34 protein-coding genes, 4 tRNA genes and 1 pseudogene are annotated in these 22,739 nt (G+C 39.7%); 7 read left to right on the top strand and 32 right to left on the bottom strand.

Features of this window, described 5'->3' with window-relative positions; genetic code table 11:
* The first annotated feature begins 3 nt into the window (after positions 1-3).
* On the top strand, positions 4-579 hold the full coding sequence (locus tag P256_RS08940; RefSeq protein WP_023273366.1) for a xanthine phosphoribosyltransferase: 576 nt from the start codon (positions 4-6) through the stop codon (positions 577-579).
* Positions 580-627: 48 nt separating this feature from the next.
* Here the strand turns inward: P256_RS08940 and wrbA are convergent, their stop codons facing one another.
* On the bottom strand, positions 628-1,218 hold the full coding sequence (gene wrbA / locus P256_RS08945) for an NAD(P)H:quinone oxidoreductase (protein WP_040332128.1): 591 nt from the start codon (positions 1,216-1,218) through the stop codon (positions 628-630).
* Between the two features lie 111 nt (positions 1,219-1,329).
* Here wrbA and P256_RS08950 point away from each other — a divergent pair, with 111 nt between their 5' ends.
* The gene (locus tag P256_RS08950) at positions 1,330-2,577 is read left to right on the top strand and encodes a YihY family inner membrane protein (protein WP_023273368.1); all 1,248 of its coding nucleotides are present in this window, start codon (positions 1,330-1,332) and stop codon (positions 2,575-2,577) included.
* Between the two features lie 44 nt (positions 2,578-2,621).
* Here the strand turns inward: P256_RS08950 and P256_RS08955 are convergent, their stop codons facing one another.
* The 6 genes from P256_RS08955 to P256_RS08980 all read right to left on the bottom strand — a co-directional run bounded on the left by P256_RS08955 (position 2,622) and on the right by P256_RS08980 (position 4,469).
* Positions 2,622-3,257 (bottom strand): fumarylacetoacetate hydrolase family protein, encoded by a 636-nt coding sequence (locus P256_RS08955; RefSeq protein WP_023273369.1) that lies wholly within the window; start codon positions 3,255-3,257, stop codon positions 2,622-2,624.
* 50 nt (positions 3,258-3,307) lie between these two features.
* Positions 3,308-3,811: a YcxB family protein gene (locus P256_RS08960; RefSeq protein ID WP_023273370.1), complete on the bottom strand. Its 504-nt coding sequence runs from the start codon at positions 3,809-3,811 to the stop codon at positions 3,308-3,310.
* Positions 3,812-3,934: 123 nt separating this feature from the next.
* A tRNA-Arg gene (locus P256_RS08965) sits at positions 3,935-4,011 on the bottom strand.
* Positions 4,012-4,174: 163 nt separating this feature from the next.
* Positions 4,175-4,251, bottom strand: a tRNA-Arg gene (locus tag P256_RS08970).
* 39 nt (positions 4,252-4,290) lie between these two features.
* Positions 4,291-4,367 (bottom strand) — tRNA-Arg (locus P256_RS08975).
* Between the two features lie 12 nt (positions 4,368-4,379).
* Positions 4,380-4,469, bottom strand: a tRNA-Ser gene (locus P256_RS08980).
* Between the two features lie 253 nt (positions 4,470-4,722).
* Between P256_RS08980 and rnr the strand changes: the two genes are divergently transcribed.
* A complete protein-coding gene (rnr, locus tag P256_RS08985; protein ID WP_023273371.1) occupies positions 4,723-7,161 on the top strand; it encodes a ribonuclease R in 2,439 nt (812 codons plus the stop codon).
* A 43-nt stretch (positions 7,162-7,204) separates the two neighbouring features.
* On the opposite strand, the gene P256_RS08990 is transcribed toward rnr, so the two are convergent.
* Positions 7,205-7,756, bottom strand: coding sequence for a TetR/AcrR family transcriptional regulator (locus P256_RS08990; protein WP_023273372.1), 552 nt, complete (start codon positions 7,754-7,756; stop codon positions 7,205-7,207).
* Positions 7,757-7,852: 96 nt separating this feature from the next.
* On the opposite strand from P256_RS08990, the gene P256_RS08995 reads away from it, so the two are divergent.
* From P256_RS08995 to P256_RS09010, 4 genes are all read left to right on the top strand, one after another.
* Positions 7,853-8,389: an HPP family protein gene (locus P256_RS08995; RefSeq protein ID WP_023273373.1), complete on the top strand. Its 537-nt coding sequence runs from the start codon at positions 7,853-7,855 to the stop codon at positions 8,387-8,389.
* Positions 8,390-8,486: 97 nt separating this feature from the next.
* Entirely contained in the window at positions 8,487-10,526 is a 2,040-nt protein-coding gene (locus tag P256_RS09000) for a M3 family metallopeptidase (RefSeq protein WP_040332081.1), read from the top strand.
* A gap of 37 nt (positions 10,527-10,563) precedes the next feature.
* Positions 10,564-10,770 carry a YheV family putative zinc ribbon protein gene (locus P256_RS09005; protein ID WP_023273375.1) on the top strand — a complete coding sequence of 69 codons (207 nt, stop codon included), beginning with the start codon at positions 10,564-10,566 and terminating at the stop codon, positions 10,768-10,770.
* Positions 10,771-10,787: 17 nt separating this feature from the next.
* Positions 10,788-11,054, top strand: a complete 267-nt coding sequence (locus P256_RS09010) for a hypothetical protein (RefSeq protein ID WP_023273376.1) — start codon at positions 10,788-10,790, stop codon at positions 11,052-11,054.
* Between the two features lie 524 nt (positions 11,055-11,578).
* On the opposite strand, the gene P256_RS09020 is transcribed toward P256_RS09010, so the two are convergent.
* The 24 genes and pseudogenes from P256_RS09020 to rpsS form a co-directional block, all read right to left on the bottom strand.
* Positions 11,579-11,836, bottom strand: a complete 258-nt coding sequence (locus P256_RS09020; protein WP_023273378.1) for an FAD assembly factor SdhE — start codon at positions 11,834-11,836, stop codon at positions 11,579-11,581.
* A gap of 113 nt (positions 11,837-11,949) precedes the next feature.
* Positions 11,950-12,327 carry a 50S ribosomal protein L17 gene (gene rplQ, locus P256_RS09025; protein ID WP_023273379.1) on the bottom strand — a complete coding sequence of 126 codons (378 nt, stop codon included), beginning with the start codon at positions 12,325-12,327 and terminating at the stop codon, positions 11,950-11,952.
* 18 nt (positions 12,328-12,345) lie between these two features.
* A complete protein-coding gene (locus P256_RS09030) occupies positions 12,346-13,353 on the bottom strand; it encodes a DNA-directed RNA polymerase subunit alpha (RefSeq protein ID WP_023273380.1) in 1,008 nt (335 codons plus the stop codon).
* Between the two features lie 18 nt (positions 13,354-13,371).
* Positions 13,372-13,995, bottom strand: coding sequence for a 30S ribosomal protein S4 (rpsD, locus tag P256_RS09035; protein ID WP_023273381.1), 624 nt, complete (start codon positions 13,993-13,995; stop codon positions 13,372-13,374).
* 12 nt (positions 13,996-14,007) lie between these two features.
* Positions 14,008-14,394, bottom strand: coding sequence for a 30S ribosomal protein S11 (rpsK, locus tag P256_RS09040; RefSeq protein ID WP_023273382.1), 387 nt, complete (start codon positions 14,392-14,394; stop codon positions 14,008-14,010).
* Positions 14,395-14,413: 19 nt separating this feature from the next.
* Complete coding sequence (gene rpsM, locus P256_RS09045; protein ID WP_023273383.1) at positions 14,414-14,770, bottom strand: 30S ribosomal protein S13; 357 nt, start codon at positions 14,768-14,770, stop codon at positions 14,414-14,416.
* 108 nt (positions 14,771-14,878) lie between these two features.
* Positions 14,879-14,995 (bottom strand): 50S ribosomal protein L36, encoded by a 117-nt coding sequence (rpmJ, locus tag P256_RS09050; protein ID WP_000867907.1) that lies wholly within the window; start codon positions 14,993-14,995, stop codon positions 14,879-14,881.
* A 21-nt stretch (positions 14,996-15,016) separates the two neighbouring features.
* Positions 15,017-16,336 carry a preprotein translocase subunit SecY gene (gene secY / locus P256_RS09055; protein ID WP_171068521.1) on the bottom strand — a complete coding sequence of 440 codons (1,320 nt, stop codon included), beginning with the start codon at positions 16,334-16,336 and terminating at the stop codon, positions 15,017-15,019.
* A 45-nt stretch (positions 16,337-16,381) separates the two neighbouring features.
* Positions 16,382-16,822 (bottom strand): 50S ribosomal protein L15, encoded by a 441-nt coding sequence (gene rplO, locus P256_RS09060; RefSeq protein WP_023273385.1) that lies wholly within the window; start codon positions 16,820-16,822, stop codon positions 16,382-16,384.
* A gap of 3 nt (positions 16,823-16,825) precedes the next feature.
* Positions 16,826-17,002 carry a 50S ribosomal protein L30 gene (gene rpmD, locus P256_RS09065; RefSeq protein ID WP_023273386.1) on the bottom strand — a complete coding sequence of 59 codons (177 nt, stop codon included), beginning with the start codon at positions 17,000-17,002 and terminating at the stop codon, positions 16,826-16,828.
* Between the two features lie 6 nt (positions 17,003-17,008).
* The gene (gene rpsE / locus P256_RS09070; RefSeq protein ID WP_023273387.1) at positions 17,009-17,506 is read right to left on the bottom strand and encodes a 30S ribosomal protein S5; all 498 of its coding nucleotides are present in this window, start codon (positions 17,504-17,506) and stop codon (positions 17,009-17,011) included.
* Between the two features lie 2 nt (positions 17,507-17,508).
* Positions 17,509-17,859, bottom strand: a complete 351-nt coding sequence (rplR, locus tag P256_RS09075; RefSeq protein ID WP_023273388.1) for a 50S ribosomal protein L18 — start codon at positions 17,857-17,859, stop codon at positions 17,509-17,511.
* A 14-nt stretch (positions 17,860-17,873) separates the two neighbouring features.
* Positions 17,874-18,407 (bottom strand): 50S ribosomal protein L6, encoded by a 534-nt coding sequence (gene rplF / locus P256_RS09080; RefSeq protein WP_023273389.1) that lies wholly within the window; start codon positions 18,405-18,407, stop codon positions 17,874-17,876.
* Positions 18,408-18,420: 13 nt separating this feature from the next.
* Complete coding sequence (rpsH, locus tag P256_RS09085; protein WP_023273390.1) at positions 18,421-18,816, bottom strand: 30S ribosomal protein S8; 396 nt, start codon at positions 18,814-18,816, stop codon at positions 18,421-18,423.
* A gap of 12 nt (positions 18,817-18,828) precedes the next feature.
* A complete protein-coding gene (gene rpsN / locus P256_RS09090; RefSeq protein ID WP_023273391.1) occupies positions 18,829-19,134 on the bottom strand; it encodes a 30S ribosomal protein S14 in 306 nt (101 codons plus the stop codon).
* 9 nt (positions 19,135-19,143) lie between these two features.
* Positions 19,144-19,680, bottom strand: coding sequence for a 50S ribosomal protein L5 (rplE, locus tag P256_RS09095; RefSeq protein ID WP_023273392.1), 537 nt, complete (start codon positions 19,678-19,680; stop codon positions 19,144-19,146).
* A gap of 15 nt (positions 19,681-19,695) precedes the next feature.
* Positions 19,696-20,016, bottom strand: coding sequence for a 50S ribosomal protein L24 (gene rplX, locus P256_RS09100; RefSeq protein ID WP_023273393.1), 321 nt, complete (start codon positions 20,014-20,016; stop codon positions 19,696-19,698).
* Positions 20,017-20,025: 9 nt separating this feature from the next.
* Positions 20,026-20,394: a 50S ribosomal protein L14 gene (gene rplN, locus P256_RS09105; protein ID WP_023273394.1), complete on the bottom strand. Its 369-nt coding sequence runs from the start codon at positions 20,392-20,394 to the stop codon at positions 20,026-20,028.
* Positions 20,395-20,483: 89 nt separating this feature from the next.
* Positions 20,484-20,741, bottom strand: coding sequence for a 30S ribosomal protein S17 (rpsQ, locus tag P256_RS09110; protein ID WP_023273395.1), 258 nt, complete (start codon positions 20,739-20,741; stop codon positions 20,484-20,486).
* A complete protein-coding gene (rpmC, locus tag P256_RS09115; protein WP_023273396.1) occupies positions 20,738-20,935 on the bottom strand; it encodes a 50S ribosomal protein L29 in 198 nt (65 codons plus the stop codon). Before rpmC ends, rpsQ begins: the two co-directional genes overlap by 4 nt.
* On the bottom strand, positions 20,935-21,348 hold the full coding sequence (gene rplP / locus P256_RS09120) for a 50S ribosomal protein L16 (RefSeq protein WP_023273397.1): 414 nt from the start codon (positions 21,346-21,348) through the stop codon (positions 20,935-20,937). Before rplP ends, rpmC begins: the two co-directional genes overlap by 1 nt.
* Positions 21,288-22,101: pseudogene (gene rpsC, locus P256_RS09125) on the bottom strand (30S ribosomal protein S3). Before rpsC ends, rplP begins: the two are co-directional and overlap by 61 nt.
* Position 22,102: 1 nt before the next feature.
* Complete coding sequence (rplV, locus tag P256_RS09130; protein ID WP_023273399.1) at positions 22,103-22,432, bottom strand: 50S ribosomal protein L22; 330 nt, start codon at positions 22,430-22,432, stop codon at positions 22,103-22,105.
* Positions 22,433-22,443: 11 nt separating this feature from the next.
* Positions 22,444-22,719, bottom strand: coding sequence for a 30S ribosomal protein S19 (rpsS, locus tag P256_RS09135; RefSeq protein WP_004869548.1), 276 nt, complete (start codon positions 22,717-22,719; stop codon positions 22,444-22,446).
* Positions 22,720-22,739 lie beyond the last annotated feature (20 nt).

Below are 22,739 nucleotides of genomic sequence, written 5' to 3' on the forward strand. Positions count from 1 at the left end.
CCAGTGCAAGCACTAGAACAGAAAATCTTAACTGAAGGTATCGTTCTATCTGATAACGTTCTCAAAGTCGACGCTTTCTTAAATCACCAAATTGACCCTGTTCTCATGCAGAAAATTGGTAAAGAGTTTGCAGCACGATTTAAAGATCAAGGTATTACTAAAATCATTACCATTGAAGCATCAGGAATTGCTCCTGCTGTTATGGCAGGTTTAGAACTTGGTGTACCTGTCATTTTTGCACGTAAATACCAATCTTTAACATTGAAAGATGATTTATATCGCGCGAAGGTTTACTCTTTTACAAAACAGACAGAAAGCACTATTGCCATTTCAAATAAGCATATTCATAGCACTGACAATGTGCTTATTATTGATGACTTTCTTGCAAATGGTCAGGCGGCTTTAGGCTTGGCAGATCTTATTCACCAAGCAAATGCAAATATCGTAGGTATTGGCATTGTAATTGAAAAATCATTCCAAACTGGAAGAGAATTTCTTATTGAAAAAGGATACCGTGTCGAATCGCTTGCACGTATCCAATCTCTAAACGATGGTAAAGTTACTTTCGTACAAGAGTAATTCTAGCTTCTTAAGAGACCGCTTTTAAAGCGGTCTTTTTTATGGGTACTACTGTAGTTTTAATGCAACCTTTGCAAGTCGCTCACCTTGAGCAATACACAAGACTTTTTCATCTTCCGAAATAGATTGATCATGACGTGATCCACTTACATGCGTTGCACCATACGGCGTACCACCTGTTTTAGTACTTGATAAAGCAGGCGTTGCATTGGTTAGCCCTAACATCATCATGCCATGATGTAAAAGTGGAATATACATACTCAATAAAGTGCTTTCCTGCCCACCATGCATAGCGCCTGAAGCCGTAAATACACATGCAGGTTTGTCATGTAATGCACCACTTAACCATAAGCTGGTACTCTGATCCCAAAAGTACTTCATTTCACTTGCCATATTTCCAAACCGTGTTGGAGAGCCAAGTGCCAAGCCTGAACAATGTTCTAATTCTTCCAACGTACAATAAATATCACCATCATCAGGTACACTGGCTTCAGCAACTTTCACAACAGTAGATATTTGTGGCACTGTACGAATTTTAGTAGCCATACCTGTTCGTTCAATACCATCTGCAATAAGATGAGCCATTTCTTTTGTTGTGCCATATTTACTGTAATAAAGTACTAAAATATAGGGTTGCATCATATTCAGATTCATTTTTATAAAAATAAACTATACGGTATTTTTTACTATTTTTGTTAAAGGCTATACACTATTTAGAAATTCGTATTAAAAAAATCTAGGCAAAGATATATGCTACTGCAATATTTAAAGAAACTGCCCTTTTACGAAAAGACATGGTTTCAATTTCTTCTATTTGTCATATTTCGCTTCGAGTCAGACCGTTGCCGCGACAAAGCTGCCTCACTGACATATACAACACTATTTGCTGTCGTTCCTATGCTGACAGTATTCTTAGTGATCATTTCATCTATTAAAGCACTAGAGCCAGCACGCCAACAGTTACAAGAACTTATTTACAGTAACTTCCTTCCAAAGAGTTCAATCGCCTTTGACCAGACACTCAATTCATTTACAGAAAAGTCGAGTAACTTAACAGCGATTGGTATTCTTTTCTTATTTATTACATCAGTGATGATGTTAAATAGTATTGAAGATGTATTTAATCGTATTTGGCGCATTAAAGACAAACGTAGCGGTATTATTGGCTTTATGCGCTATTGGACCATTATTTCATTAGGCCCAATTCTTCTAGGAAGTGCATTTGCACTTTCATCTGCTGTTGCATCTTTAAATGTATTGCATAACAATTTTACAGGGTATGAGCTCGACAGTACGTATTTTCTTGGACTTCTTTCCTACGCACTCACAGTTTTAGGCTTTTTCTTTATTTACTGGACTATTCCAAATAGAGAAGTTCCTTTACGTTCAGCAATTGTTGCGGCTATTTTCAGTGGAACAATCTTTCAGCTACTTAAAACCTTTTTTGGCTACATCATGTCAAACTTTACAAGTTACGAGCTTGTATATGGTGCTTTTGCTGCTGTTCCTATCTTTCTACTATGGATTTTCCTTTCTTGGAATATCGTTTTACTTGGCGTTGAAGTTAGCTTTGCACTGACTTCTTTTAGTACAGGTAAAACGCAAAAACGCCACCCAATGGTTATGATGCTTGATATCCTAGAGCTCTTTTATAAAAAGCAACTTACAGGTGATGCAGTAACCGAAAAAGAAGGTCTAAAAGTTCTTGGTCGTGGTGAGGTTGGTCGTTGGCCAACTTATATTGAAATTTTAGAAACACAGCAAATTATTCGTAGAACCGATACAGATGAATATGTATTAGCTAGAAATCTAGCACATATCGATTTTTGGGAGTTCTATACAGAGTTACCATTTAACCTCCCATTAAAAAAAGATATTGGGAATGTTCACCCTGACGATGAATGGATGAATCGATTAAGTCCAATACTCATCGATACAGATGAGTACCTATCTGCAAAACTTTCTATTCCACTTTCATCACTCTTTGACGAAAGATAAAAATAAAAAGACCGCTTTATGCGGTCTTTTTATTTATTGAAAACTTATTTTACGAAGGTATTCCATGTAAATGCTTGCTGTTTACCTTGAAGTACCATTTTTATTTGATCACCAGATTTTAATGCTGCAACACCTTCAGGTGTACCTGTCATAACTACATCCCCTTCTTCAAGAGTAAATGCCTGACTCATATCACATAACATTTCTGCTATTGGGAAAAGTAATAAACTGGTATTCCCTTGCTGACGTACTTCATCATTTATAAGCAACTCATAAGAAATATTATCCCACTCATTGACTTCACTGATATTTATCCATTCACCAAGAACACAAGAGCCATCAAAAGCTTTAGCTCTCTCCCAAGGTTGCCCTTTTCCTTTAAGCTCTGCTTGCAAGTCTCTCAAAGTTAGATCTAGACCCAATGTCACTGCACCAATTGCTTGTAGAGCCACTGTAGGATCGGTTTCTTTAGAAAGCTTTTTATCTATACGCAGTGTCAGCTCACACTCATGATGACAACTTCCTAGATTCGTATTCCATTGAATACCATCTTTCAAAGTGACCAAACTGCTTGGTGGCTTAATAAAGAGCACAGGTACCGTAGGTACAGCATTACCCAATTCTTTTGCATGTGCCGCATAGCTTCGCCCTACACACACAATTTTTGATGGTCTTTGCATATTCTTTCCCTATTTATTATTCTGCTATCACTAAAGACACAAGCGACCTATTACCCACGTAGTTTATTAAATGTATTCTCAAACAATGCTTGGTCATTTATATCTAATGCACGCTTTGGAATAATAAGTACAGCACGCGTCTTCAGTTCAATAACATATGTTAATTTACCCTGAGCAAAATGCTTTACTTCTTTGTAGCTAAACTCTCTATCTCGACCATTTGAGCTCATGACCGCATAGTCCTGATAAAGTGCAAGCTTTTGTTCATTCTTTCCGAGTTGATAACGTACAAACTGGCGTTTAAAAATCATTGGTAACAACCAATAACGTACAGCCAGTTGAATAAATAGAAAGAGTGCACCCAAGCCTACGTAGTAGCGACCTGCTCCATTAAAGCCAACATAGAATCCAAAAACAATAAGACCTATACTAATTAATGGTGTAATAAATTGGGTAAACTGTTTCTTGCCAAGTGTAATTAGTTTGAAGCCATCTTGTGACTCCTCTAAATTTAATACATATTGCAAAGATAAAGCAGGTTTTTGCGTGGTCATAACAAAGTCATTTCATTTAAATACAACTGTTTTATTAGACCACAAAGGTGAGTATTTTAGAATCTAGATAGTTTTTATAGGCACAAAAAAACCGCTCTTTATTTAGCGGTTTCTTCTTTAAGTTGGTGCGCTCAGAGAGATTCGAACTCCCGACCCCTTAGTTCGTAGCCAAGTGCTCTATCCAGCTGAGCTATGAGCGCATCGTCTTAATGGAGTCGCATTATACGCACTTTTTCAAGATGCGTAAGTAATTTTTTAAATTTTTCAACTGTATGTACTTTTATTAAACAAAAGTCATGTATTTAGTTAAAATACCCAAAGTGCAGGCACAAAAAAACCGCAATTAAGCGGTATTTTTCAAATTGGTGCGCTCAGAGAGATTCGAACTCCCGACCCCTTAGTTCGTAGCCAAGTGCTCTATCCAGCTGAGCTATGAGCGCATTAATTTGTTTGCCTTAAGGCTTGTTCATTTCTTTACTTGGTGCGCTCAGAGAGATTCGAACTCCCGACCCCTTAGTTCGTAGCCAAGTGCTCTATCCAGCTGAGCTATGAGCGCGTTAAGTAAAGTTGGCGGTGAGAGAGGGATTCGAACCCTCGATACAGTTACCCGTATGCGTCCTTAGCAGGGACGTGGTTTCAGCCACTCACCCATCTCACCGGAACGACACGAATAATACAAAGGAAATGCTAGATACGCAAGCGAAGTCTTCATTTTTTTATAAAAATAATGACCGGTTAATTACTTTTTAAACAATTTTACCTTTTTTGTTGCATTTATAAACAAGTTCTTGTCTTTTTAAAAAGATAACTAAACAATAGCAAAGATATCATACAAATTTGCAATCTATCACGTGCAGTCTTTCCCTGTATGACTTATGCTAAACCTAACTGTGATAAGAAGCTAAATATATATGAAAAACTGGGTCGATCCTGAAGCAAAAGCTGAAGCTGAACGCTACGATAATCCAATTCCAAGCCGTATTCTCATTTTAAAAACACTTACAACCTTAGACAAACAGCTGTCACATGCCGAACTTGTAGATCATTTCGACATTAAAGATGAAAAAAGTATAGAAGCACTCAGCCACCGACTCAGTGCAATGATTCGTGATGGTCAATTAGGTAAAGAAGGTATGAAATACTTTATATTACCTGAACAACCTGCACACGATGCCACAATTTATATTAACAATAAGGGTTTAGGCTCTGCCAATATTGATGGCAAAAATGACCTACTACTCCCTGAAAGAGAGTTACGACTGGTCTTTAACGGCGATCGCATCAAAGTTCGTCAAACTTCAGTTGACCGTAAAGGTAAAGCTTGGGGTTATATCGAAGAAGTTACTCAGCATCGTGTTAAACAAGTCATTGGTAAACTGTCAGTTCATGACAATGAATATTTTATTCAACCTGCTACACCCAATCAGCATCAACCTATTACTTTAGAAAAAGAACTGATTGAACATGCCAAAGCAAATATCGGTGACGCACTGCGTGTTGCCATCGATGACTATCCAACAAGAGATACTTTTGCAACAGGACATATCGTTCAATCTATGGCAGATAAAGCCGATACTGAAATCATCATTCCTCAGACTATTTTAGAATTCGGATTACCTTACGAGTTCCCTCAAGAAGTTGTTGAAGATGCAGAAAGCTTTAAAGAACCAACAGCAACTGATCGCAAAGGGCGTGTAGACCTCCGTGATTTACCACTAGTCACTATTGATGGTGAAGATGCTAGAGACTTCGATGATGCAGTCTATGCAGAAAAACGTCCGGGCGGTGGTTACCGTGTTGTTGTCGCAATTGCTGACGTGAGTCACTATGTTCGCACAGACAAGCCCTTAGATGATGAAGCACAAGACCGTGGTACTTCAGTTTACTTCCCACATTTTGTTCTACCTATGTTGCCTGAAGCACTTTCGAATGGATTGTGTTCGTTAAACCCTCATGTAGATCGACTATGCATGGTGTGTGACCTGACTCTTTCACGCTTAGGTCGTGTGACAGGATATGAATTCTACCCTGCTGTGATGCACTCAAAAGCACGTCTTACATATACTCAGGTTGGTTCATACTTTAACGGCGATTCTAATGCTGTACCGCAAGATCGTACAATTCAAAAGTCACTCAATACATTGTTCCAAATGTATTCGGTACTGAAATCTCTACGTGAAAAACGTCATGCAATGGAGTTTGAAACGACTGAAACTTACATGACGTTTGATGAACTTGGGGGTATTAAAGAAATATTACCTCGCCATAGAAATGATGCACACAAGCTCATTGAAGAATGTATGTTGCTAGCCAATGTCGCTGCAGCTGATTTCTCACTGAAAAATGATATTCCAATGCTTTATCGTGTACATGAAGCACCTGAACATACAAAGATCCAAAAAGTACGCGATTTTGTGAAAATGCTTGGTCTGCATTTCCCAGAACAACCAACTCAAGAAGACTATCAACGCGTTATTGAGGCGACCAAAGACCGTATAGATGCTCAAAGCATCCATGCCGTACTCCTTCGCTCTATGATGCAAGCCTACTATGGCGCAAAAAATGCAGGGCACTTTGGTCTTGCTTACGATGCTTATACACACTTTACTTCACCAATTCGTCGCTATCCTGACTTGTTATTACACCGTGCGATCAAAGCAAATCTACAAAAGAAACCATACCCTATTTCAGGTGCAGAATTAGATGATGCAGGAGAGCACTTCTCTCAAACTGAACGCCGTGCAGATGAAGCATCACGCAGTGTAACTTCGTGGTTAAAGTGCCACTACATGAAACAGCACCTTGGTGATGAGTTCATTGGTCATGTCAGTGCAGTCACTGAGTTTGGTTTATTTATTACACTGAAAGACTTATATGTTGATGGCATGATTCATATTAGCCAACTCGGTGATGACTTCTTTGTTTATGACATCGCGAGCCAAACACTGATCGGTCAAAACAGAGGTCAAATATTTGGACTAGGTGATGAAGTTAAAATTAAAGTTGCGGGCGTAAACTTAGACGAACGTAAAATTGATTTTGAGTTATTGAAACAAGTGACACATGCAGGACGTACCGTACGTGAGCGTGCACCACGTGCTGCAAGATCGACTGTTGCTGCTGTTAAAGAAGAAGTTTTCATACCAACAACAAAGGCCAAAACAGAAGATGAACCACAACAAACACCTGTAAAAGAGCATAAGCCGAAGAAAAAGAAAAAATCGAATAAACCGAGCTCTTACAGTAAAAAAGCCAAACCATCTGCTAAACAAGATGTCAAAGCTGAGAAAAAAGAAAAGGTGAAAAAGAAAAAAAAGAAATCTAATGCGAAGCCTAAAATAGCTGAATAATTAGTGTATTCCGAGTATGAAAGATATTTCGTACTCGGAATTTTTATGACTCTAATGATGCAATCATTGTATTTATATTTCTATATGCTTGCTGTGCAACAGTATCATCGTATCCTTCTACTAAAAATCGACTTATGAGTCCTTCTAAAATGTGATAAACCAAGTCTGCAATCACAATATAGTTTTTCAATGACTCACATGCTTGATAGACATAATCCCTTAACCATATTTTATGTATTCTTGCATATTCAATTAAGTCATCCTGTGTTTTACCCGATTCACCCACAACACGCACAAACATACAGCCTTTAAAAGATTCAGACTGAAACCATTCAAAATGCCACTTTAAAATACTATTTACTTTTTCTTCACTTGTATGACTTTCAACATACGTCATTAAGCTATGACGATACTGTGTATCTCTTACACTAAGCACCTGTTTTATTAGTTCATTTTTATTTTTAAAATGCGTATAAAGTGTTGTTTTTGAACAGCCCGAGATATCACGTATTAAGTCGACCCCAACACCTGTAAAACTTTGTTCATTAAAAAGTTTTTCTGCTGTATCTAGTATTTTTAAAGCTGACTTAGACATACCCTCTCCAATAGTACAGATCTGTACTTATCAAAAAACCACTGCTATACTGCACATAATAGTACAAATCTGTACTCCAACATAGAGATATTCCATATGAAGTCTATTTTTCATGGTAAAGAGAAAGTTCCTGCAAGAGCATCAAATAAAGAGATTTTTTATGGATTTATGGGTGGCATGATCAGTATTTTCAGCCTTTTATTTATTACTCAACTTTCAGGTCATTTACTCATTATGGCACCATTTGGTGCAAGCTGTGTTTTACTTTACGCTGCGCCGCAATCGCCTTTGGCTCAACCACGTAATATTATATTTGGACACTTTATTTCAGCAGCAATTGGTCTAATTTTTCTAAATATTTTAGGGACTTTAGCCTTTAGCATTGCCTGCGCTGTTGGTCTAGCTATTGCGTGCATGCAATTCTTTCAATGTGTACATCCTCCCGCAGGTGCAAATCCATTGGTTATTTTACTTACAGCACATGAAGTCACATATCATTGGAGTTTTTTATTTTTTCCTGTATTACTCGGCTCAGTTACATTAGTTGCTATTGCCTATGCTGTACATCAAATAAGTCAAACTAAATGGCCTATATATCAACTAGGGTTGCTTAAAACACCACCGAAAAAATAATAAACTTGGCTTTTCTAAAATAATCCAATACTTAACCTTGATTTTTCAAGCGATCAGACATACATCTAATAAATAGAGATCATTTTTGGTGAATTCAATGACATTACAACAAGCAATACTTCCTACCCCTGACTTTTCTAATATTGAATTGCCAGTATTAAAAACTCAGATTGAAAATGCGATTCATCAAGGACAAACTTTTTTAGATCAATTACAAGCTGTCCCTGAGACCAATTTGGCTCAACGAGATGTCATTAATGAACTAGATGAACTCAGTAATGGGTTAGATGAAGTATTTGGATTACTGTCTCACCTTAATGCTGTGATGAACAATGCTGAGACTCGTGAAATATATCAGGCAGTTTTACCACAACTCAGTCAATACTATACAAATATGGGACAACATACCGTTCTATATCAAACCTATCAACAATTCCATGACAGTCAACTTTTCTCAACATGTTCTGAAGCACAGCAAAGTGCAATTCGTCTTGCATTACGTGATTTCAAACTTTCAGGTGTTGCATTAGAAGGCGAACAGAAAAAACGTTATGCAGAAATTTCAGCACGACTCTCACAACTTTCGTCTGACTTTTTAAACCATGTACTTGATGCAACACAAGCCTACTTTAAGCCCCTTAATCATGATGAATTAGCAGGATTACCTGAAAGTAGTGTTGAACTGCTTAAGCAATATGGAGCACAGCGAGAATTAGAACAACCTGTTGCTACACTCGACTTTCCTTCTTATCTTGCAATTATGACCTACGCAAAAGATCGTAAACTGCGCGAAACGCTTTACCATGCTTATACCACAAGAGCCTCTGACCAAGCAGAGCAACCTGAGTTAGACAATACGCAAGTCATGGAAGAAATTTTAAAATTGCGTCAAGAAAAAGCAAAACTACTCGGTTTTGAACATTACGCAGACCTTTCTTTAGCAAGTAAAATGGCACCTGATGCAAATACTGTAGAAAAATTCTTATTCGATCTTGCTGAACATGCCAAACAACCTGCTCAACAGGAAGTCAGTGAGCTTAAAGCGATTGCCTTACAAGATGGTATTGAAGACTTACAACCGTGGGATGCAACGTATTACTCTGAAAAATTAAAGCAACAACAGTTCAATCTTTCTCAAGAAGAACTCAAGCCTTACTTCCCTGCACCGAAAGTGGTCAATGGACTCTTTAGTATTGTTAAAAAGCTTTACAACCTAGACATTATGGAAAGAATTGCTCCTGTATGGCAATCCGATGTGAAATACTATGAAATAGAAGACCATGGTCAAGTTATTGCGGGCTTTTATTTAGACTTATATGCACGTAGCGGTAAACGTGGTGGCGCATGGATGAATGGCTTCAGAGCACGTATGCAAACTAAGGAAAGCTTACAAAAACCTATTTGCTATATGGTATGTAATTTCACTCCACCAGTTGGCAGCCAACCTGCGCTACTTACACATGATGAAGTTATTACCCTATTCCATGAATTTGGACATGGCTTACATCACATGCTCACAGAAGTAGATAATATTGCTGTTTCAGGTGTAAATGGTGTTGCTTGGGATGCTGTTGAACTACCAAGCCAATTTATGGAGTTTTGGGCTTGGGATAAAGAATCGTTAGACCAACTGACCGAGCATGTAGAGAGCAAAGAAACACTCCCACAAGAGCTATTAGATGCTCTACTTAACGCACGCTTTTTCCAATCAGGTATGCAAACCTTACGTCAGCTTGAATTTGCGCTTTTTGACTTCACAATTCATCAAAAGTCTCCTGCATTAAATGCAGAATCTATTCAAAAAACACTTGATGATATTCGTAAGCAAATTGCTGTTTTGCCAACAACAGTAGAAAATCGTTTCCAGCATGGGTTTAGCCATATTTTTGCAGGCGGTTACGCTGCTGGCTATTACTCATATAAATGGGCTGAAGTTTTAGCAAGTGATGCCTTTGATCGCTTTGAACAAGAAGGTGTATTCAATACAAAAACAGGACAAGACTTTAGATCATCCATTCTTGCTGTTGGTGGTAAACATGATGCATTAACTGCTTTTAGCAATTTCCGTGGTAGAGCACCAAAAATTGATGCATTACTTCGTCATCAAGGTTGGACACCAACAATACAAAGCGCTTAAACTGACAGCACACACTGGTTAATGAGTCATGCTTAATATGAAGATAAAAAAACGATTTATTGCAGGGGTTAGATGCCCAAAATGTAATAGTCTCGATCGAATTATTATGCTGACTCATGAACAGCGTGAATGGATTGAATGTATTGAATGCGATTACTCTGATAACCGCCCTACACCAGAAGAAATACAACAACATCCTAAAGATGATATTGGTGTCATACAATTTAAACCGAGAAATCATTAAACTATTGGAAAACCATCATGAAGTATAAAAAAATACTTTCTTTTATTTTTATAAGTTTGTCTATAAATGTACCTATGCATATTTCTTATGCTCATCCACTTTCAAATACTGAATCTTCTTTACACAAAGAACAACATGATAAATTTAATGATGAGATTCAAAGACTCAAAGAAAGGAAAAAAGAGTTATTTAAACAACAAAAAACAGTCGATAAGATGATACACCTTAAAGAAATTCAGCTAAAACAGTTAGAAAAAGAGTTAAACATAAAAAAAGTAGCATGAACGACGGTTTTGTCCATGCTACTGTAAACTGAGTATTCAAAATATATCGCTTAACCCATACTTATAAGAATAATAAACAACCTAGATAAAATCATTTGCCTACTTGTTACTATTTCATGTCATTTAAGTCATATGAATTAGAACCTTGATATAATTTAGAAACAATTTTTAATTTTTTAAAATTCTCATAAGAGAGCTGATCTCTCCAAATAATATATGTTGCTTTCGAAGCATTACTATAGATCACAAAATATAAGTAGTGATCTAAAACATAAATATTCTCTAGATGTGAAACTGACCTATTATCGAACTCAAAAGTCCAAATACTTTCATCCAACATTGCTATGGACGACAATCTTGGCAATGTTCTCATAAAAATACTATAGCTAAGACACAATAAAAAAATACAAGCAACCCAGTACTCTATAAGAAGTACTTGATACAACATATAGCTTATCCCGACCATACAACAAACTTGAATAGAAATGGCAAGTTTACTTCTAGGCTTAATAGAACAATATAAGCTAGCCATGTACATAATTTTTGAGCTTTATAATTAAATTCTGCATCTCTTGTGTAGGAGCTTCTGAAGTTTCCATTAGCCAATCTAAGATATCAGGGTCTTCATACGTAATGAGTGTTTCAAATAATACTTGTTCATCCAAAGGTGCTTTCAAATAGTAGTTTTTAACATACAGATCAAAATATACATCTATTTCTTTTAAGCCCCTTCTTGCTCTATAAATTGTTTTTCTCTGTATTAATGTCATATTTTCCGTCACTGTTACATCCTTATAGCAATAAGCTCATATTATTATTTCACATAACTAGTCTAAAATTTTCTCTAGAGCAATAAAAAAGGCCGGAAAATCCGGCCTTTTGTCAGAATAAAAAATTATTCTGCTGAAGTATTAACTTCACGGTCTACTAACTCAACGTAAGCCATTGGTGCTGCATCTCCAGCACGGTGACCTGCTTTAAGTACACGTAGATAACCGCCGTTACGTTCTTTGTAACGAGGGCCTAGAACGGTAAATAATTTACCAACAGTTGCTGCATTACGAGTACGAGCAAACGCTATTCTGCGGTTTGCTACTGTATCGTTTTTAGCTAAAGTGATTAAAGGCTCAGCAACACGACGAAGCTCTTTCGCTTTAGGCAAAGTTGTTTTAATTAGCTCATGCTCAACTAAAGCATTTGCTAAATTTTGGAACAACGCCTTACGATGGCTGCTTGTACGGCCTAATTTCACACCACTATTACGATGACGCATGGTGATAGTCCTACTTAATTAACGGCTACGATAGGCAAAACGGTCGTCCATACGAAGACTAGCAGGTGGCCAGTTTTCTAGACGCATACCGAGTTGTAAACCTTTCGATGCCAAAACATCTTTAATCTCAGTTAACGATTTTTTACCTAAGTTTGGAGTTTTTAACAACTCAACTTCAGTACGTTGAACGAGATCACCAATGTAGTAAATATTTTCTGCTTTTAAACAATTCGCAGAACGAACAGTAAGCTCTAGATCATCTACTGGACGAAGCAATATTGGATCAACTTCTTCGCGAGGTTCTTGAGCAACTGGTGCTTGATCTTTCTGAAGGTCAACAAAAATTGCAATTTGTTGTTGCAAGATTGTTGCCGCTTTGCGGATAGCTTCTTCAGGATCAACAGTACCATTTGTTTCAAGATCGATGACCAACTTATCAAGGTCAGTACGTTGTTCCACACGTGCATTTTCTACAGTGTATGAAACACGATTGATTGGGCTATAACTTGCATCTAACTGTAAACGACCAACAGGACGTGTTTCACCTTCCGGGAAACGTGAGTCAGATGTTTCATAACCACGACCTTGTGCGACTTTCAGGCGCATTTTTAATGAACCTGTAGCGCTTAAAGTCCCGATCAAATGCTCAGGGTTAACCAACTCAACATTATGTGGCAAACGAAGGTCAGCAGCTGTTACATCTCCTGGCCCTTGTTTTTCTAATGTTAAATATGCTTCATTTTGATCGAACAGCTTAATCGACAATCCTTTAAGGTTCAGCAAGAGCTCGACGATGTCCTGCTGCAAGCCTTCTAAAGTACTGTACTCGTGCTCGACGCCTTCTATTTCCACTTCAACCACAGCTGCGCCAGGTAAAGAAGAAAGTAGGATGCGACGTAAAGCATTACCAAGAGTATGGCCAAAACCACGCTCTAAAGGTTCAAGAATCACTTTTGCCGAGGTCCCGCTTGCCGCTTCGACCTTGATCGCTTGCGGAGTTAGAAACTCGTTTGCAGTACGCGTCATTTATTGCTACCTCAAGGATTATTTAGAATACAATTCTACAATCAAGCTTTCATTGATTTCAGCAGGTAGATCAGAACGATCAGGTGCAGCTTTGAACGTACCTTCAAACTTAGAGTGATCAACTTCAACCCAAGCAGGAATGCCACGTTGGCTTGCTAGCTCAACTGCATTTTTAATACGCAATTGTTCTTTAGCACCTTGATGTACAGCAACTACATCGCCCGCTTTTACTTGAATAGACGCAATGTTTACGCGACGACCATTCAAAGTGATAGAGCGGTGACTTACTAGCTGACGAGCTTCTGCACGTGTAGAACCAAAGCCCATGCGATAAACAACGTTATCTAGACGGCTTTCAAGCAGTTTCAACAAGTTTTCACCTGTTGCGCCTTTAACACGAGCAGCTTCTTTATAGTAATTACTAAACTGACGTTCTAAAACACCGTACATACGACGTACTTTTTGTTTTTCACGTAATTGTAGTGAATACTCTGATTGCTTAGCACGTGATTGACCATGTTGGCCTGGTGCTTTCGCGTGTTTTTTAGTTTTGACGTCAAATGGTTTAACGCCAGATTTAAGTTGCAGGTCAGTCCCTTCGCGACGAGAGAGTTTGCATTTTGGACCAATATAACGAGCCATGAATGTATCTCCTTAGACGCGACGTTTTTTAGGTGGACGGCAACCGTTGTGAGGAATAGGTGTCACATCGGTAATGCTGCTAATCTTATAACCCACTGCTCCTAATGCACGAACCGCAGACTCACGACCTGGACCAGGTCCTTTTACAAGGACTTCCAAGTTTTTCAAACCGTAATCTAAAGCTGCTTTACCAGCAACTTCAGCAGCTACCTGAGCAGCAAACGGAGTTGATTTACGTGAACCACGGAAGCCTTGTCCACCTGAGGTGGCCCAAGCCAATGCATTACCTTGACGATCGGTAATCGTAACAATGGTGTTATTAAAAGACGCGTGAATGTGTGCAACACCTTCAGAGACGGTACGTGTGACCTTCTTGCGTGTGCGAGTATCTTTAGCCATCTTTTAGCTTCCAGAAATCTTACTTTTTAATCGGTTTGCGCGGACCTTTACGGGTACGTGCGTTAGTTTTTGTGCGTTGACCACGGACAGGCAAGCTACGACGATGACGAAGGCCACGATAGCAACCTAAATCCATTAAACGTTTAATGTTCATGGAAATTTCGCGACGTAAGTCACCTTCGGTTGGAACCTTAGCAACTTCTGCACGAATCGCATCAAGCTGAGCATCATCCAAATCACGAACTTTAGTAGTGTTTGCAATGCCAGCAGCTGCAAGAATATTTTCTGCAGTGTGACGACCAACACCAAAAATGTACGTGAGGGAGATAACAGCATGCTTGTTATCCGGAATGTTTACACCGGCAATACGAGCCATTCACTTTCTCCAAAAAGGCAGTTGAGTTGACTAACCGCCCATTAAAATCTTTAAGGGGCGGATATTAACTCAATTCGCCTACTGAAATCAACAGTCTAAGTTATTTTATTAACCTTGACGCTGCTTATGACGAGGTTCAGCGCTACAAATTACGCGAATAACCCCATTACGACGGATAACTTTACAGCTACCACAAATTTTCTTTACAGAAGCTTGTACTTTCATGATGAAAACCTCTAAGTGCGCTTATCCCTTAGGATGAGCAGTCGTTTTTTTCATCAATGTTTGATTGTCATATTGATGAGATGTTAAATGTGACTGCAATTGAGCCATAAAATCCATCACAACAACTACAACGATTAGTAGTGATGTACCACCTACATTCATTGTCATACCAAATGAACTTTGCAGAATCATTGGCATTAAACAAATTGCAGTAATATATACAGCACCAATAAATGTCAAACGATTGAGAATATGATCTAAATAACGAGCAGTTTGCTCACCTGGGCGTATACCAGGCACATAAGCTCCGCTGCGTTTTAAGTTCTCTGATACTTCTTTAGGGCTAAAAACTAATGCCGTGTAGAAATAACAGAAAAAGATAATTAACGCACCAAAGAGCACCAAATACAAAGTATGTCCAGGCGATAAAACAAGTGCCAAATCTTGCAATGAGCGTTTGACTACGCCAGCATTTGGATCAGCACTCCCTACCCATTGACCAAGACTTGCTGGAAATAACAGCAATGAACTGGCAAAGATAGCTGGGATCACCCCTGCCATATTAATTTTTAATGGCAAGTGTGTTTGCTGTGCCGTAAAAATACGACGACCTTGTTGCTTTTGCGCATAATTAACTGCAATTCGACGCTGGGCTTTTTCAATAAATACAATAGCAACCATAACTGCCAATGCAATTAAAGCTAAAACTGCAACACCAATAAGACTTGTTTGACCATTTTCAACTGATGAGAAAGACTGCAATGCAATATTTGGCAAGTTTGCCACAATCCCTGCAAAAATAATCATGGAGATACCATTACCTACTCCACGTTCGGTAATTTGCTCTCCAAGCCACATTAGGAACATTGTTCCAGCTATTAAAGATGTAACTGCAGGAATATAAAATTCTAAGCCTGACGTTAAGGTAATACCCTGACTAATCAAACCTGCGCACATGCCTACTGCTTGAACAACACCTAAAATAAGTGTGCCTTGACGCGTATACTGGTTAATTTTACGCTTACCTTGCTCACCTTCTTTTTTCAAAGCTTCGAGCGAAGGAATAACCGTAGACATTAACTGCACAATAATAGATGCAGAAATATACGGCATAATTCCTAAAGCAAGAATAGACATTCGTTGTAATGCACCGCCAGAGAACATATTAAACAAACCAAGAATTGTGCCTTGGTTTGCATTAAATAAGTGCTCAAGCGCTGCATTATTAATGCCTGGTACGGGAATATGCGATCCTAGTCGAAAAACCAATAGTGCACAGATAAGGAACACCATGCGACGGATGATTTCACGATATTTCACATGAAATGGCTGGCCTTTCATCATGTGGACATGACCTGAAGAACTAGGAGACATAGACACTCGTAATTACTCCTCGACTTTACCGCCAGCAGCTTCAACAGCAGCTTTAGCGCCTTTAGTCAATGCAACACCTTTAACGGTAAATGCACGAGTTACTTCACCAGAAAGTACGATACGAGCACGCAATTGGTCATGACGTACAACGTTTGCAGCTTTTAAAGTTTCTAGGCTAACAATGTCGCCTTCAACTTTATTTAATTCAGAAACACGTACTTCAGCAGTTTTAAGTGCCATTTGGCTTGTAAAACCAAATTTTGGTAAACGACGATAAATCGCTGTTTGACCACCTTCAAAACCTGGACGAACGCCACCGCTTTTACGTGAGTTTTGACCTTTAATACCGCGACCACCTGTCTTACCGACACCAGATCCGATACCGCGACCAAGACGACGGTGTTCACGTTTAGCACCTTCTGCAGGTGATAATTCATTTAAACGCAGAGTCATGGCTTATTCCTCTACACTAACCATATAGTAGACTTGATTGATCATACCACGGTTAGAAGGCGTATCTTGTACTTCTACAGTATGACCGATGCGACGCAGACCCAAACCTTGTAGGCAAAGTTTGTGATTTTTCAAACGATGCGAAGAAGATTTGATCTGGGTAACTTTAATCGTTTTCATGATTGATTACCCTTGAATTTCTTCTACTGTTTTACCACGTTTCGCAGCGACTTTCTCAGGAGAAGTCATATCACGCAGACCATTAAAAGTCGCGTTTACTACGTTAGCAGCATTTGTAGAACCATAACATTTAGCAAGTACGTTATGTACACCAGCAGCCTCTAAAACAGCGCGCATAGCACCACCAGCAATTACGCCAGTACCTTCAGAAGCAGGTTGCATATATACACGACTTGCGCCATGACGAGCATTCACAGGGTGTTGTAAAGTGTTTCCGTCTAGGTCAACAGTAATCATGTTACGACGAGCAGCTTCAAGTGCTTTAGAAATAGCAGCAGGAACTTCACGTGCTTTACCACGACCAAAACCAACACGACCGTTACCATCACCTACCACAGTTAATGCTGTGAAAGAGAAAATACGACCACCTTTAACAACCTTGGCTACACGATCAACGGCAACCAGCTTCTCAACGAGACCTTCGTTTTGTTCAACTTTCGCCATGATTAGAACTCCAAGCCGCCTTCACGGGCAGCATCAGCCAAGGCTTTAATACGACCATGATATTTAAAACCAGAACGGTCAAATGCAACTTTTGTAATACCAGCTGCTTTTGCGCGTTCCGCAATTAAAGCACCAACTTTAGTCGCTGCTTCAACGTTACCAGTAGTATTACTACGTAAAGATGCATCTAAAGTAGAAGCTTGCGCTAATACTTTTCCACCATCTGCTGAGATAACTTGAGCATAGATGTGACGCGGAGTGCGGTTTACACACAAACGAGTCGCACCCAATGCACGAATGTGCAAGCGTGTGCTTTTCGCACGACGCAAACGGGATTGTTTCTTTTCGTTCATAAGAACCTCGCGCCCTATTTCTTCTTAGCTTCTTTACGAAGAATAACTTCATCCGAATAACGAACACCTTTACCTTTATATGGTTCAGGAGCACGGTATGCACGGATATTTGCAGCTACTTGACCCAACAACTGTTTGTCTGCTGATTTAAGCAATACTTCAGTTGGAATTGGAGTTTCCGCAGTTACACCTTCAGGCAATGTGTAATCGATTGGGTGAGAGAAACCTAAGTTAAGATTAACTACGTTTCCTTTAACCACAGCTTTGTAACCAACACCAACTAATTGTAGTTTGCGTTCGAAGCCTTCGTTTACACCTTTTACAAGGTTATTTAATACAGCGCGAGCAGTACCAGCTTGCATCCAAGCATCTTGCGAGTCTTTTAACGGAGCAAGGTGAAGTTTACCTTCTTCCTGTTTTAGCTCGACCAGCGCATGCAGGTTGAAAGACAGCGTACCTTTACTGCCTTTCACTACGACCTGCCGGCCGTTCTGAGTAACTTCTACACCATTTGGTAGAGCTACTGGGGCTTTAGCCACACGAGACATGAGGAATCACCTATTAAGAAACAAAAGCAATAACTTCACCACCGATACCTGCAGCACGTGCAGCGCGATCAGTCATGATGCCTTTGCTTGTAGAAACAATTGCAATACCTAAACCTTGCTTAACGCTAGGAATTTTATCTTTACCGCGATATTGGCGTAAACCTGGACGGCTTACACGTTTCACAGTTTCAATAACTGGTTTGCCTTCAAAATATTTTAAGGTAATTGTTAATGTAGCTTTGCCTTCATTATCAGCAACTTCTACATTTGAAACATAACCTTCTTGCTCTAATACGTTTGCAATAGAAACTTTTAGTTTAGAGCTTGGCATAGAAACAGTTTCTTTCTTAGCCATTTGTGCGTTACGAACACGTGTTAGCATGTCGGCAACGGTATCTTGCATACTCATTATAGTCGCCCCTTACCAGCTAGCTTTCACAACGCCCGGCACATCACCTTGCATTACTGTATCACGTAGTTTATTACGGCTTAAGCCAAACTTACGGAAGTAACCATGAGGACGACCAGTTAAACCACAACGGTTGCGAAGACGTACAGGAGATGCATTACGCGGCAATGCTTGTAATTTTAGCATTGCTTCGAAACGCTCTTCATCGCTAGCATTTACATTTGCAATCGTTGCTTTTAATTCAGCACGTTTTGCAGCAAATTTAGCAACTGTTTTTTCGCGTTTTAATTCGCGATTAACCATACCTTTCTTAGCCATATCGACCTCTTATTTGAACGGGAAGCCGAATGCACGCATAAGCGCACGGCCTTCGTCATCGGTGCGAGCAGTCGTAGTAATAGTAATATCCATACCACGAATACGATCAATCTTGTCAAAATCGATTTCAGGGAAAACGATTTGTTCTTTCAATCCCATTGAGTAGTTACCACGACCATCAAATGATTTCGCTGAGAAACCACGGAAGTCACGGATACGAGGAATTGTGATTGAAATCAAACGGTCCAAGAATTCGTACATATGTTCGCCGCGTAAAGTAACTTTACAACCGATTGGCCAACCATCACGGATTTTGAAACCTGCGATCGATTTACGTGCAAGCGTAAGTACTGGTTTTTGACCAGCAATTGCTTGCATATCAGATAATGCGCCATCTAATAATTTCTTATCAGCAGCAGCAGCACCTACACCCATGTTTAGAGTGATTTTAGTAATGCGAGGAATTTCCATCACATTCGAAAGGCCAAGTTCTTCTTTCAACTTTGCCTTAAGTTCGTCGTTATAACGTGTTTTAAGTCTGGCCATTGCCTTTTCAACCTATTACTTCGCTACCGCCACTGATTCACCATTTGATTTATAAACGCGAGATTTCACGCCATTTTCATCACGTTGGTAACCAACACGGTCAGCCTTTTGGGTTGTAGCATTTAAAATTGCCACGTTTGAGATATGAAGAGAAGCCTCTTGAGTAACAATGCCGCCTTCAGCGCCAGTTACACGGTTTGGCTTTTGGTGTTTCTTCACTAAGTTAAGGCCTTCAACCTTAACACGGTCATTCGAAACAGACAAAACAGTACCTTGTTTGCCTTTTTCTTTACCTGCGATCACAATAATTTGATCGCCTTTTCTGATCTTAGCCATGATTGCCTCTTATAGAACTTCAGGAGCCAATGAAATAATTTTCATGAACTGTTCAGTACGAAGTTCACGAGTCACTGGTCCAAAGATACGGGTAGCAATCGGAGCTTTGTTTGTATTCAACAAAACTGCAGCGTTGTCATCAAAACGGATCAAAGAGCCGTCTGGACGACGAATACCGAATTTTGTACGAACTACAACCGCATTCATCACGTCGCCTTTTTTAACACGACCACGTGGAATTGCTTCTTTTACAGTAACTTTAATAATGTCGCCAACAGAAGCATAACGACGATGTGAACCACCTAGTACTTTAATACATTGTACGCGGCGTGCACCACTGTTGTCTGCTACGTCGAGCATCGTTTCGGTTTGAATCATTGCCCTACTCCAAAACCGAGCATCACCGGTCACAATTTCGAAAGACGCATAGCGTACTCGAAATTGACCAATGATGCAACAAGAACTAATTACTCAGCAGCTGCTTCAACTACTTCCACTAAAGTCCAAGCTTTAGTTTTAGAAATTGGGCGGCTTTCTTTAATGGTTACAACATCGCCAAGTTTAGCAACATTGTTCTCATCATGAGCGTGTAATTTTGTTGAACGGCGAAGTGATTTGCCATACAACGGGTGTTGAACTCGGCGTTCAATAAGCACAACAATAGATTTCTCCATTTTGTCACTTACAACTTTGCCAGTTAACGTGCGGACTGTATTTTCACTCATTGTCCGTTCCCCTGTTTTTCGGTGAGGAGTGTCTTTATGCGAGCAACTGTCTTACGAGCAACCCCAACTTCGTGTGATTTACCCAACTGACCAGTTGCTTGCGCCATACGAAGACGGAATTGATTTAACTGTTGCTCATCAAGCAAAGTTTTCAACTCTTCTACCGACTTTTCACGTAGATCTTTAGTTTTCATTACATTACCGTCCGAGTCACGATAGCGGTTTTAAACGGAAGTTTAGCAGCAGCTAAAGTAAATGCTTCACGCGCTAATTCTTCGCTTACACCTTCCATTTCGTACAGGATCTTACCTGGCTTAATCTCGCTAACCCAGTATTCAACACTACCTTTACCTTTACCCATACGAACTTCTAAAGGTTTTTCAGTAATTGGCTTGTCTGGGAATACACGAATGTAGATTTTACCACCACGCTTAACGCGACGGCTAATGGTACGACGTGCAGCTTCGATCTGACGAGCAGTCATACGACCACGTTCAACGGATTTAAGTGCGATAGTACCAAATGATACTGTACTTCCGCGATGAGCTAGACCAGTGTTACGGCCTTTTTGCACTTTACGGAATTTCGTACGTTTAGGTTGCAACATGAATTATTCTCCTTTAGCAGCAGAACGATCATTGCGACGACCACGACGCTCTTGACCTTCACGACCACGACCACGTTTAGCTGGACGCTCTTCTTGTGGTGCAGGGTTCATGACTTGTTTCATGCCACCTAAGATTTCACCGCGGAAAATCCAAACTTTAACGCCAATCGTACCGTAAGTTGTTTCAGCACGCATAGTCGCATAGTCAATATCTGCACGAAGTGTATGCAATGGAACACGTCCTTCACGATACCACTCAGTACGTGCGATTTCAGCACCGCCTAAACGACCAGAAACCTCAACTTTGATACCTTTAGCACCAGCACGCATTGTATTTTGAACCGCACGCTTCATAGCACGACGGAACATTACACGTTTCTCTAGTTGAGAAGCGATACCTTCAGCAACTAAACGCGCGTCAAGGTCAGGGCGATCAACTTCATTGATAACTACTTGCGCAGGAACACCCATAATCTGAGTAAGTTCACGCTGTAATTTCTCAATATCTTCGCCTTTTTTACCAATAACGATACCAGGACGAGCTGTGCTAATTGTAATTTTAGCAGCGCCTGTAGGACGCTCGATAAGAATTTTACTTACCATTGCGCTCTTAAGTTTTTTAGTTAAAAACTCACGAACTTGTAGGTCTTTTAGTAAATATTCTGAATATTGTTTCGGATTCGCATACCAGTTAGCGTTATGACGTTTCACAACACCTAGGCGGATACCGATTGGATGAACCTTCTGACCCATATCAAACCCCTACCTTAACGGTGATGTGACAAGTACGCTTAGTGATACGATCCGCACGACCTTTTGCACGAGGCATGATACGTTTTAGGCTCATACCTTCGTCAACAAAGATTGTTGTAACTGTCAGATCATCAACATCTAAGCTATTGTTATGTTCAGCGTTTGCGATTGCAGATTCTAGTGCTTTTTTCACTAGAGTAGCTGCTTTCTTGTTGCTAAAGTTCAAAATATCAAGCGCACGTGCAACTGATTTACCACGGACTTGATCAGCAACTAAACGCGCCTTTTGTGCCGAGATAGCGGCACCGCGTAGTTTTGCAGTAACTTCCATCATAGCACCTATTAACGTTTAGATTTCTTATCAACACCGTGACCACGATAGGTACGAGTTGGCGCGAATTCACCGAGTTTATGACCAACCATATGTTCAGAAACAATTACTGGAACATGGTTACGGCCATTGTGAACAGAAATTGTTAAACCAACAAAGTCTGGGAGGATCATCGAACGACGAGACCAAGTTTTGATCGGCTTGCGAGAATTACTAGCAACAGCCGCTTCAACCTTAGCGAACAAGTGCGCATCGACGAATGGGCCTTTTTTCAATGAACGAGGCATTAGTCAGATTCCTTTACTTG

Source organism: Acinetobacter nectaris CIP 110549 (assembly GCF_000488215.1).
Lineage (GTDB): Bacteria > Pseudomonadota > Gammaproteobacteria > Pseudomonadales > Moraxellaceae > Acinetobacter > Acinetobacter nectaris.

What these genes read in the sequence shown, in the direction of transcription:
- wrbA (WP_040332128.1), bottom strand. Translation starts at nt 1,218, where the DNA reads ATGCAACCCTATATTTTAGTACTTTATTACAGTAAATATGGCACAACA.
- P256_RS08950 (WP_023273368.1), top strand. Translation starts at nt 1,330, where the DNA reads ATGCTACTGCAATATTTAAAGAAACTGCCCTTTTACGAAAAGACATGG.
- P256_RS08955 (WP_023273369.1), bottom strand. Translation starts at nt 3,257, where the DNA reads ATGCAAAGACCATCAAAAATTGTGTGTGTAGGGCGAAGCTATGCGGCA.
- P256_RS08960 (WP_023273370.1), bottom strand. Translation starts at nt 3,811, where the DNA reads ATGACCACGCAAAAACCTGCTTTATCTTTGCAATATGTATTAAATTTA.
- rnr (WP_023273371.1), top strand. Translation starts at nt 4,723, where the DNA reads ATGAAAAACTGGGTCGATCCTGAAGCAAAAGCTGAAGCTGAACGCTAC.
- P256_RS08990 (WP_023273372.1), bottom strand. Translation starts at nt 7,756, where the DNA reads ATGTCTAAGTCAGCTTTAAAAATACTAGATACAGCAGAAAAACTTTTT.
- P256_RS08995 (WP_023273373.1), top strand. Translation starts at nt 7,853, where the DNA reads ATGAAGTCTATTTTTCATGGTAAAGAGAAAGTTCCTGCAAGAGCATCA.
- P256_RS09000 (WP_040332081.1), top strand. Translation starts at nt 8,487, where the DNA reads ATGACATTACAACAAGCAATACTTCCTACCCCTGACTTTTCTAATATT.
- P256_RS09005 (WP_023273375.1), top strand. Translation starts at nt 10,564, where the DNA reads ATGAAGATAAAAAAACGATTTATTGCAGGGGTTAGATGCCCAAAATGT.
- P256_RS09010 (WP_023273376.1), top strand. Translation starts at nt 10,788, where the DNA reads ATGAAGTATAAAAAAATACTTTCTTTTATTTTTATAAGTTTGTCTATA.
- rplQ (WP_023273379.1), bottom strand. Translation starts at nt 12,327, where the DNA reads ATGCGTCATCGTAATAGTGGTGTGAAATTAGGCCGTACAAGCAGCCAT.
- P256_RS09030 (WP_023273380.1), bottom strand. Translation starts at nt 13,353, where the DNA reads ATGACGCGTACTGCAAACGAGTTTCTAACTCCGCAAGCGATCAAGGTC.
- rpsD (WP_023273381.1), bottom strand. Translation starts at nt 13,995, where the DNA reads ATGGCTCGTTATATTGGTCCAAAATGCAAACTCTCTCGTCGCGAAGGG.
- rpsK (WP_023273382.1), bottom strand. Translation starts at nt 14,394, where the DNA reads ATGGCTAAAGATACTCGCACACGCAAGAAGGTCACACGTACCGTCTCT.
- rpsM (WP_023273383.1), bottom strand. Translation starts at nt 14,770, where the DNA reads ATGGCTCGTATTGCCGGTGTAAACATTCCGGATAACAAGCATGCTGTT.
- rpmJ (WP_000867907.1), bottom strand. Translation starts at nt 14,995, where the DNA reads ATGAAAGTACAAGCTTCTGTAAAGAAAATTTGTGGTAGCTGTAAAGTT.
- secY (WP_171068521.1), bottom strand. Translation starts at nt 16,336, where the DNA reads ATGAAAGGCCAGCCATTTCATGTGAAATATCGTGAAATCATCCGTCGC.
- rplO (WP_023273385.1), bottom strand. Translation starts at nt 16,822, where the DNA reads ATGACTCTGCGTTTAAATGAATTATCACCTGCAGAAGGTGCTAAACGT.
- rpmD (WP_023273386.1), bottom strand. Translation starts at nt 17,002, where the DNA reads ATGAAAACGATTAAAGTTACCCAGATCAAATCTTCTTCGCATCGTTTG.
- rpsE (WP_023273387.1), bottom strand. Translation starts at nt 17,506, where the DNA reads ATGGCGAAAGTTGAACAAAACGAAGGTCTCGTTGAGAAGCTGGTTGCC.
- rplR (WP_023273388.1), bottom strand. Translation starts at nt 17,859, where the DNA reads ATGAACGAAAAGAAACAATCCCGTTTGCGTCGTGCGAAAAGCACACGC.
- rplF (WP_023273389.1), bottom strand. Translation starts at nt 18,407, where the DNA reads ATGTCTCGTGTGGCTAAAGCCCCAGTAGCTCTACCAAATGGTGTAGAA.
- rpsH (WP_023273390.1), bottom strand. Translation starts at nt 18,816, where the DNA reads ATGAGTATGCAAGATACCGTTGCCGACATGCTAACACGTGTTCGTAAC.
- rpsN (WP_023273391.1), bottom strand. Translation starts at nt 19,134, where the DNA reads ATGGCTAAGAAAGGTATGGTTAATCGCGAATTAAAACGCGAAAAAACA.
- rplE (WP_023273392.1), bottom strand. Translation starts at nt 19,680, where the DNA reads ATGGCCAGACTTAAAACACGTTATAACGACGAACTTAAGGCAAAGTTG.
- rplX (WP_023273393.1), bottom strand. Translation starts at nt 20,016, where the DNA reads ATGGCTAAGATCAGAAAAGGCGATCAAATTATTGTGATCGCAGGTAAA.
- rplN (WP_023273394.1), bottom strand. Translation starts at nt 20,394, where the DNA reads ATGATTCAAACCGAAACGATGCTCGACGTAGCAGACAACAGTGGTGCA.
- rpsQ (WP_023273395.1), bottom strand. Translation starts at nt 20,741, where the DNA reads ATGAGTGAAAATACAGTCCGCACGTTAACTGGCAAAGTTGTAAGTGAC.
- rpmC (WP_023273396.1), bottom strand. Translation starts at nt 20,935, where the DNA reads ATGAAAACTAAAGATCTACGTGAAAAGTCGGTAGAAGAGTTGAAAACT.
- rplP (WP_023273397.1), bottom strand. Translation starts at nt 21,348, where the DNA reads ATGTTGCAACCTAAACGTACGAAATTCCGTAAAGTGCAAAAAGGCCGT.
- rplV (WP_023273399.1), bottom strand. Translation starts at nt 22,432, where the DNA reads ATGGAAGTTACTGCAAAACTACGCGGTGCCGCTATCTCGGCACAAAAG.
- rpsS (WP_004869548.1), bottom strand. Translation starts at nt 22,719, where the DNA reads ATGCCTCGTTCATTGAAAAAAGGCCCATTCGTCGATGCGCACTTGTTC.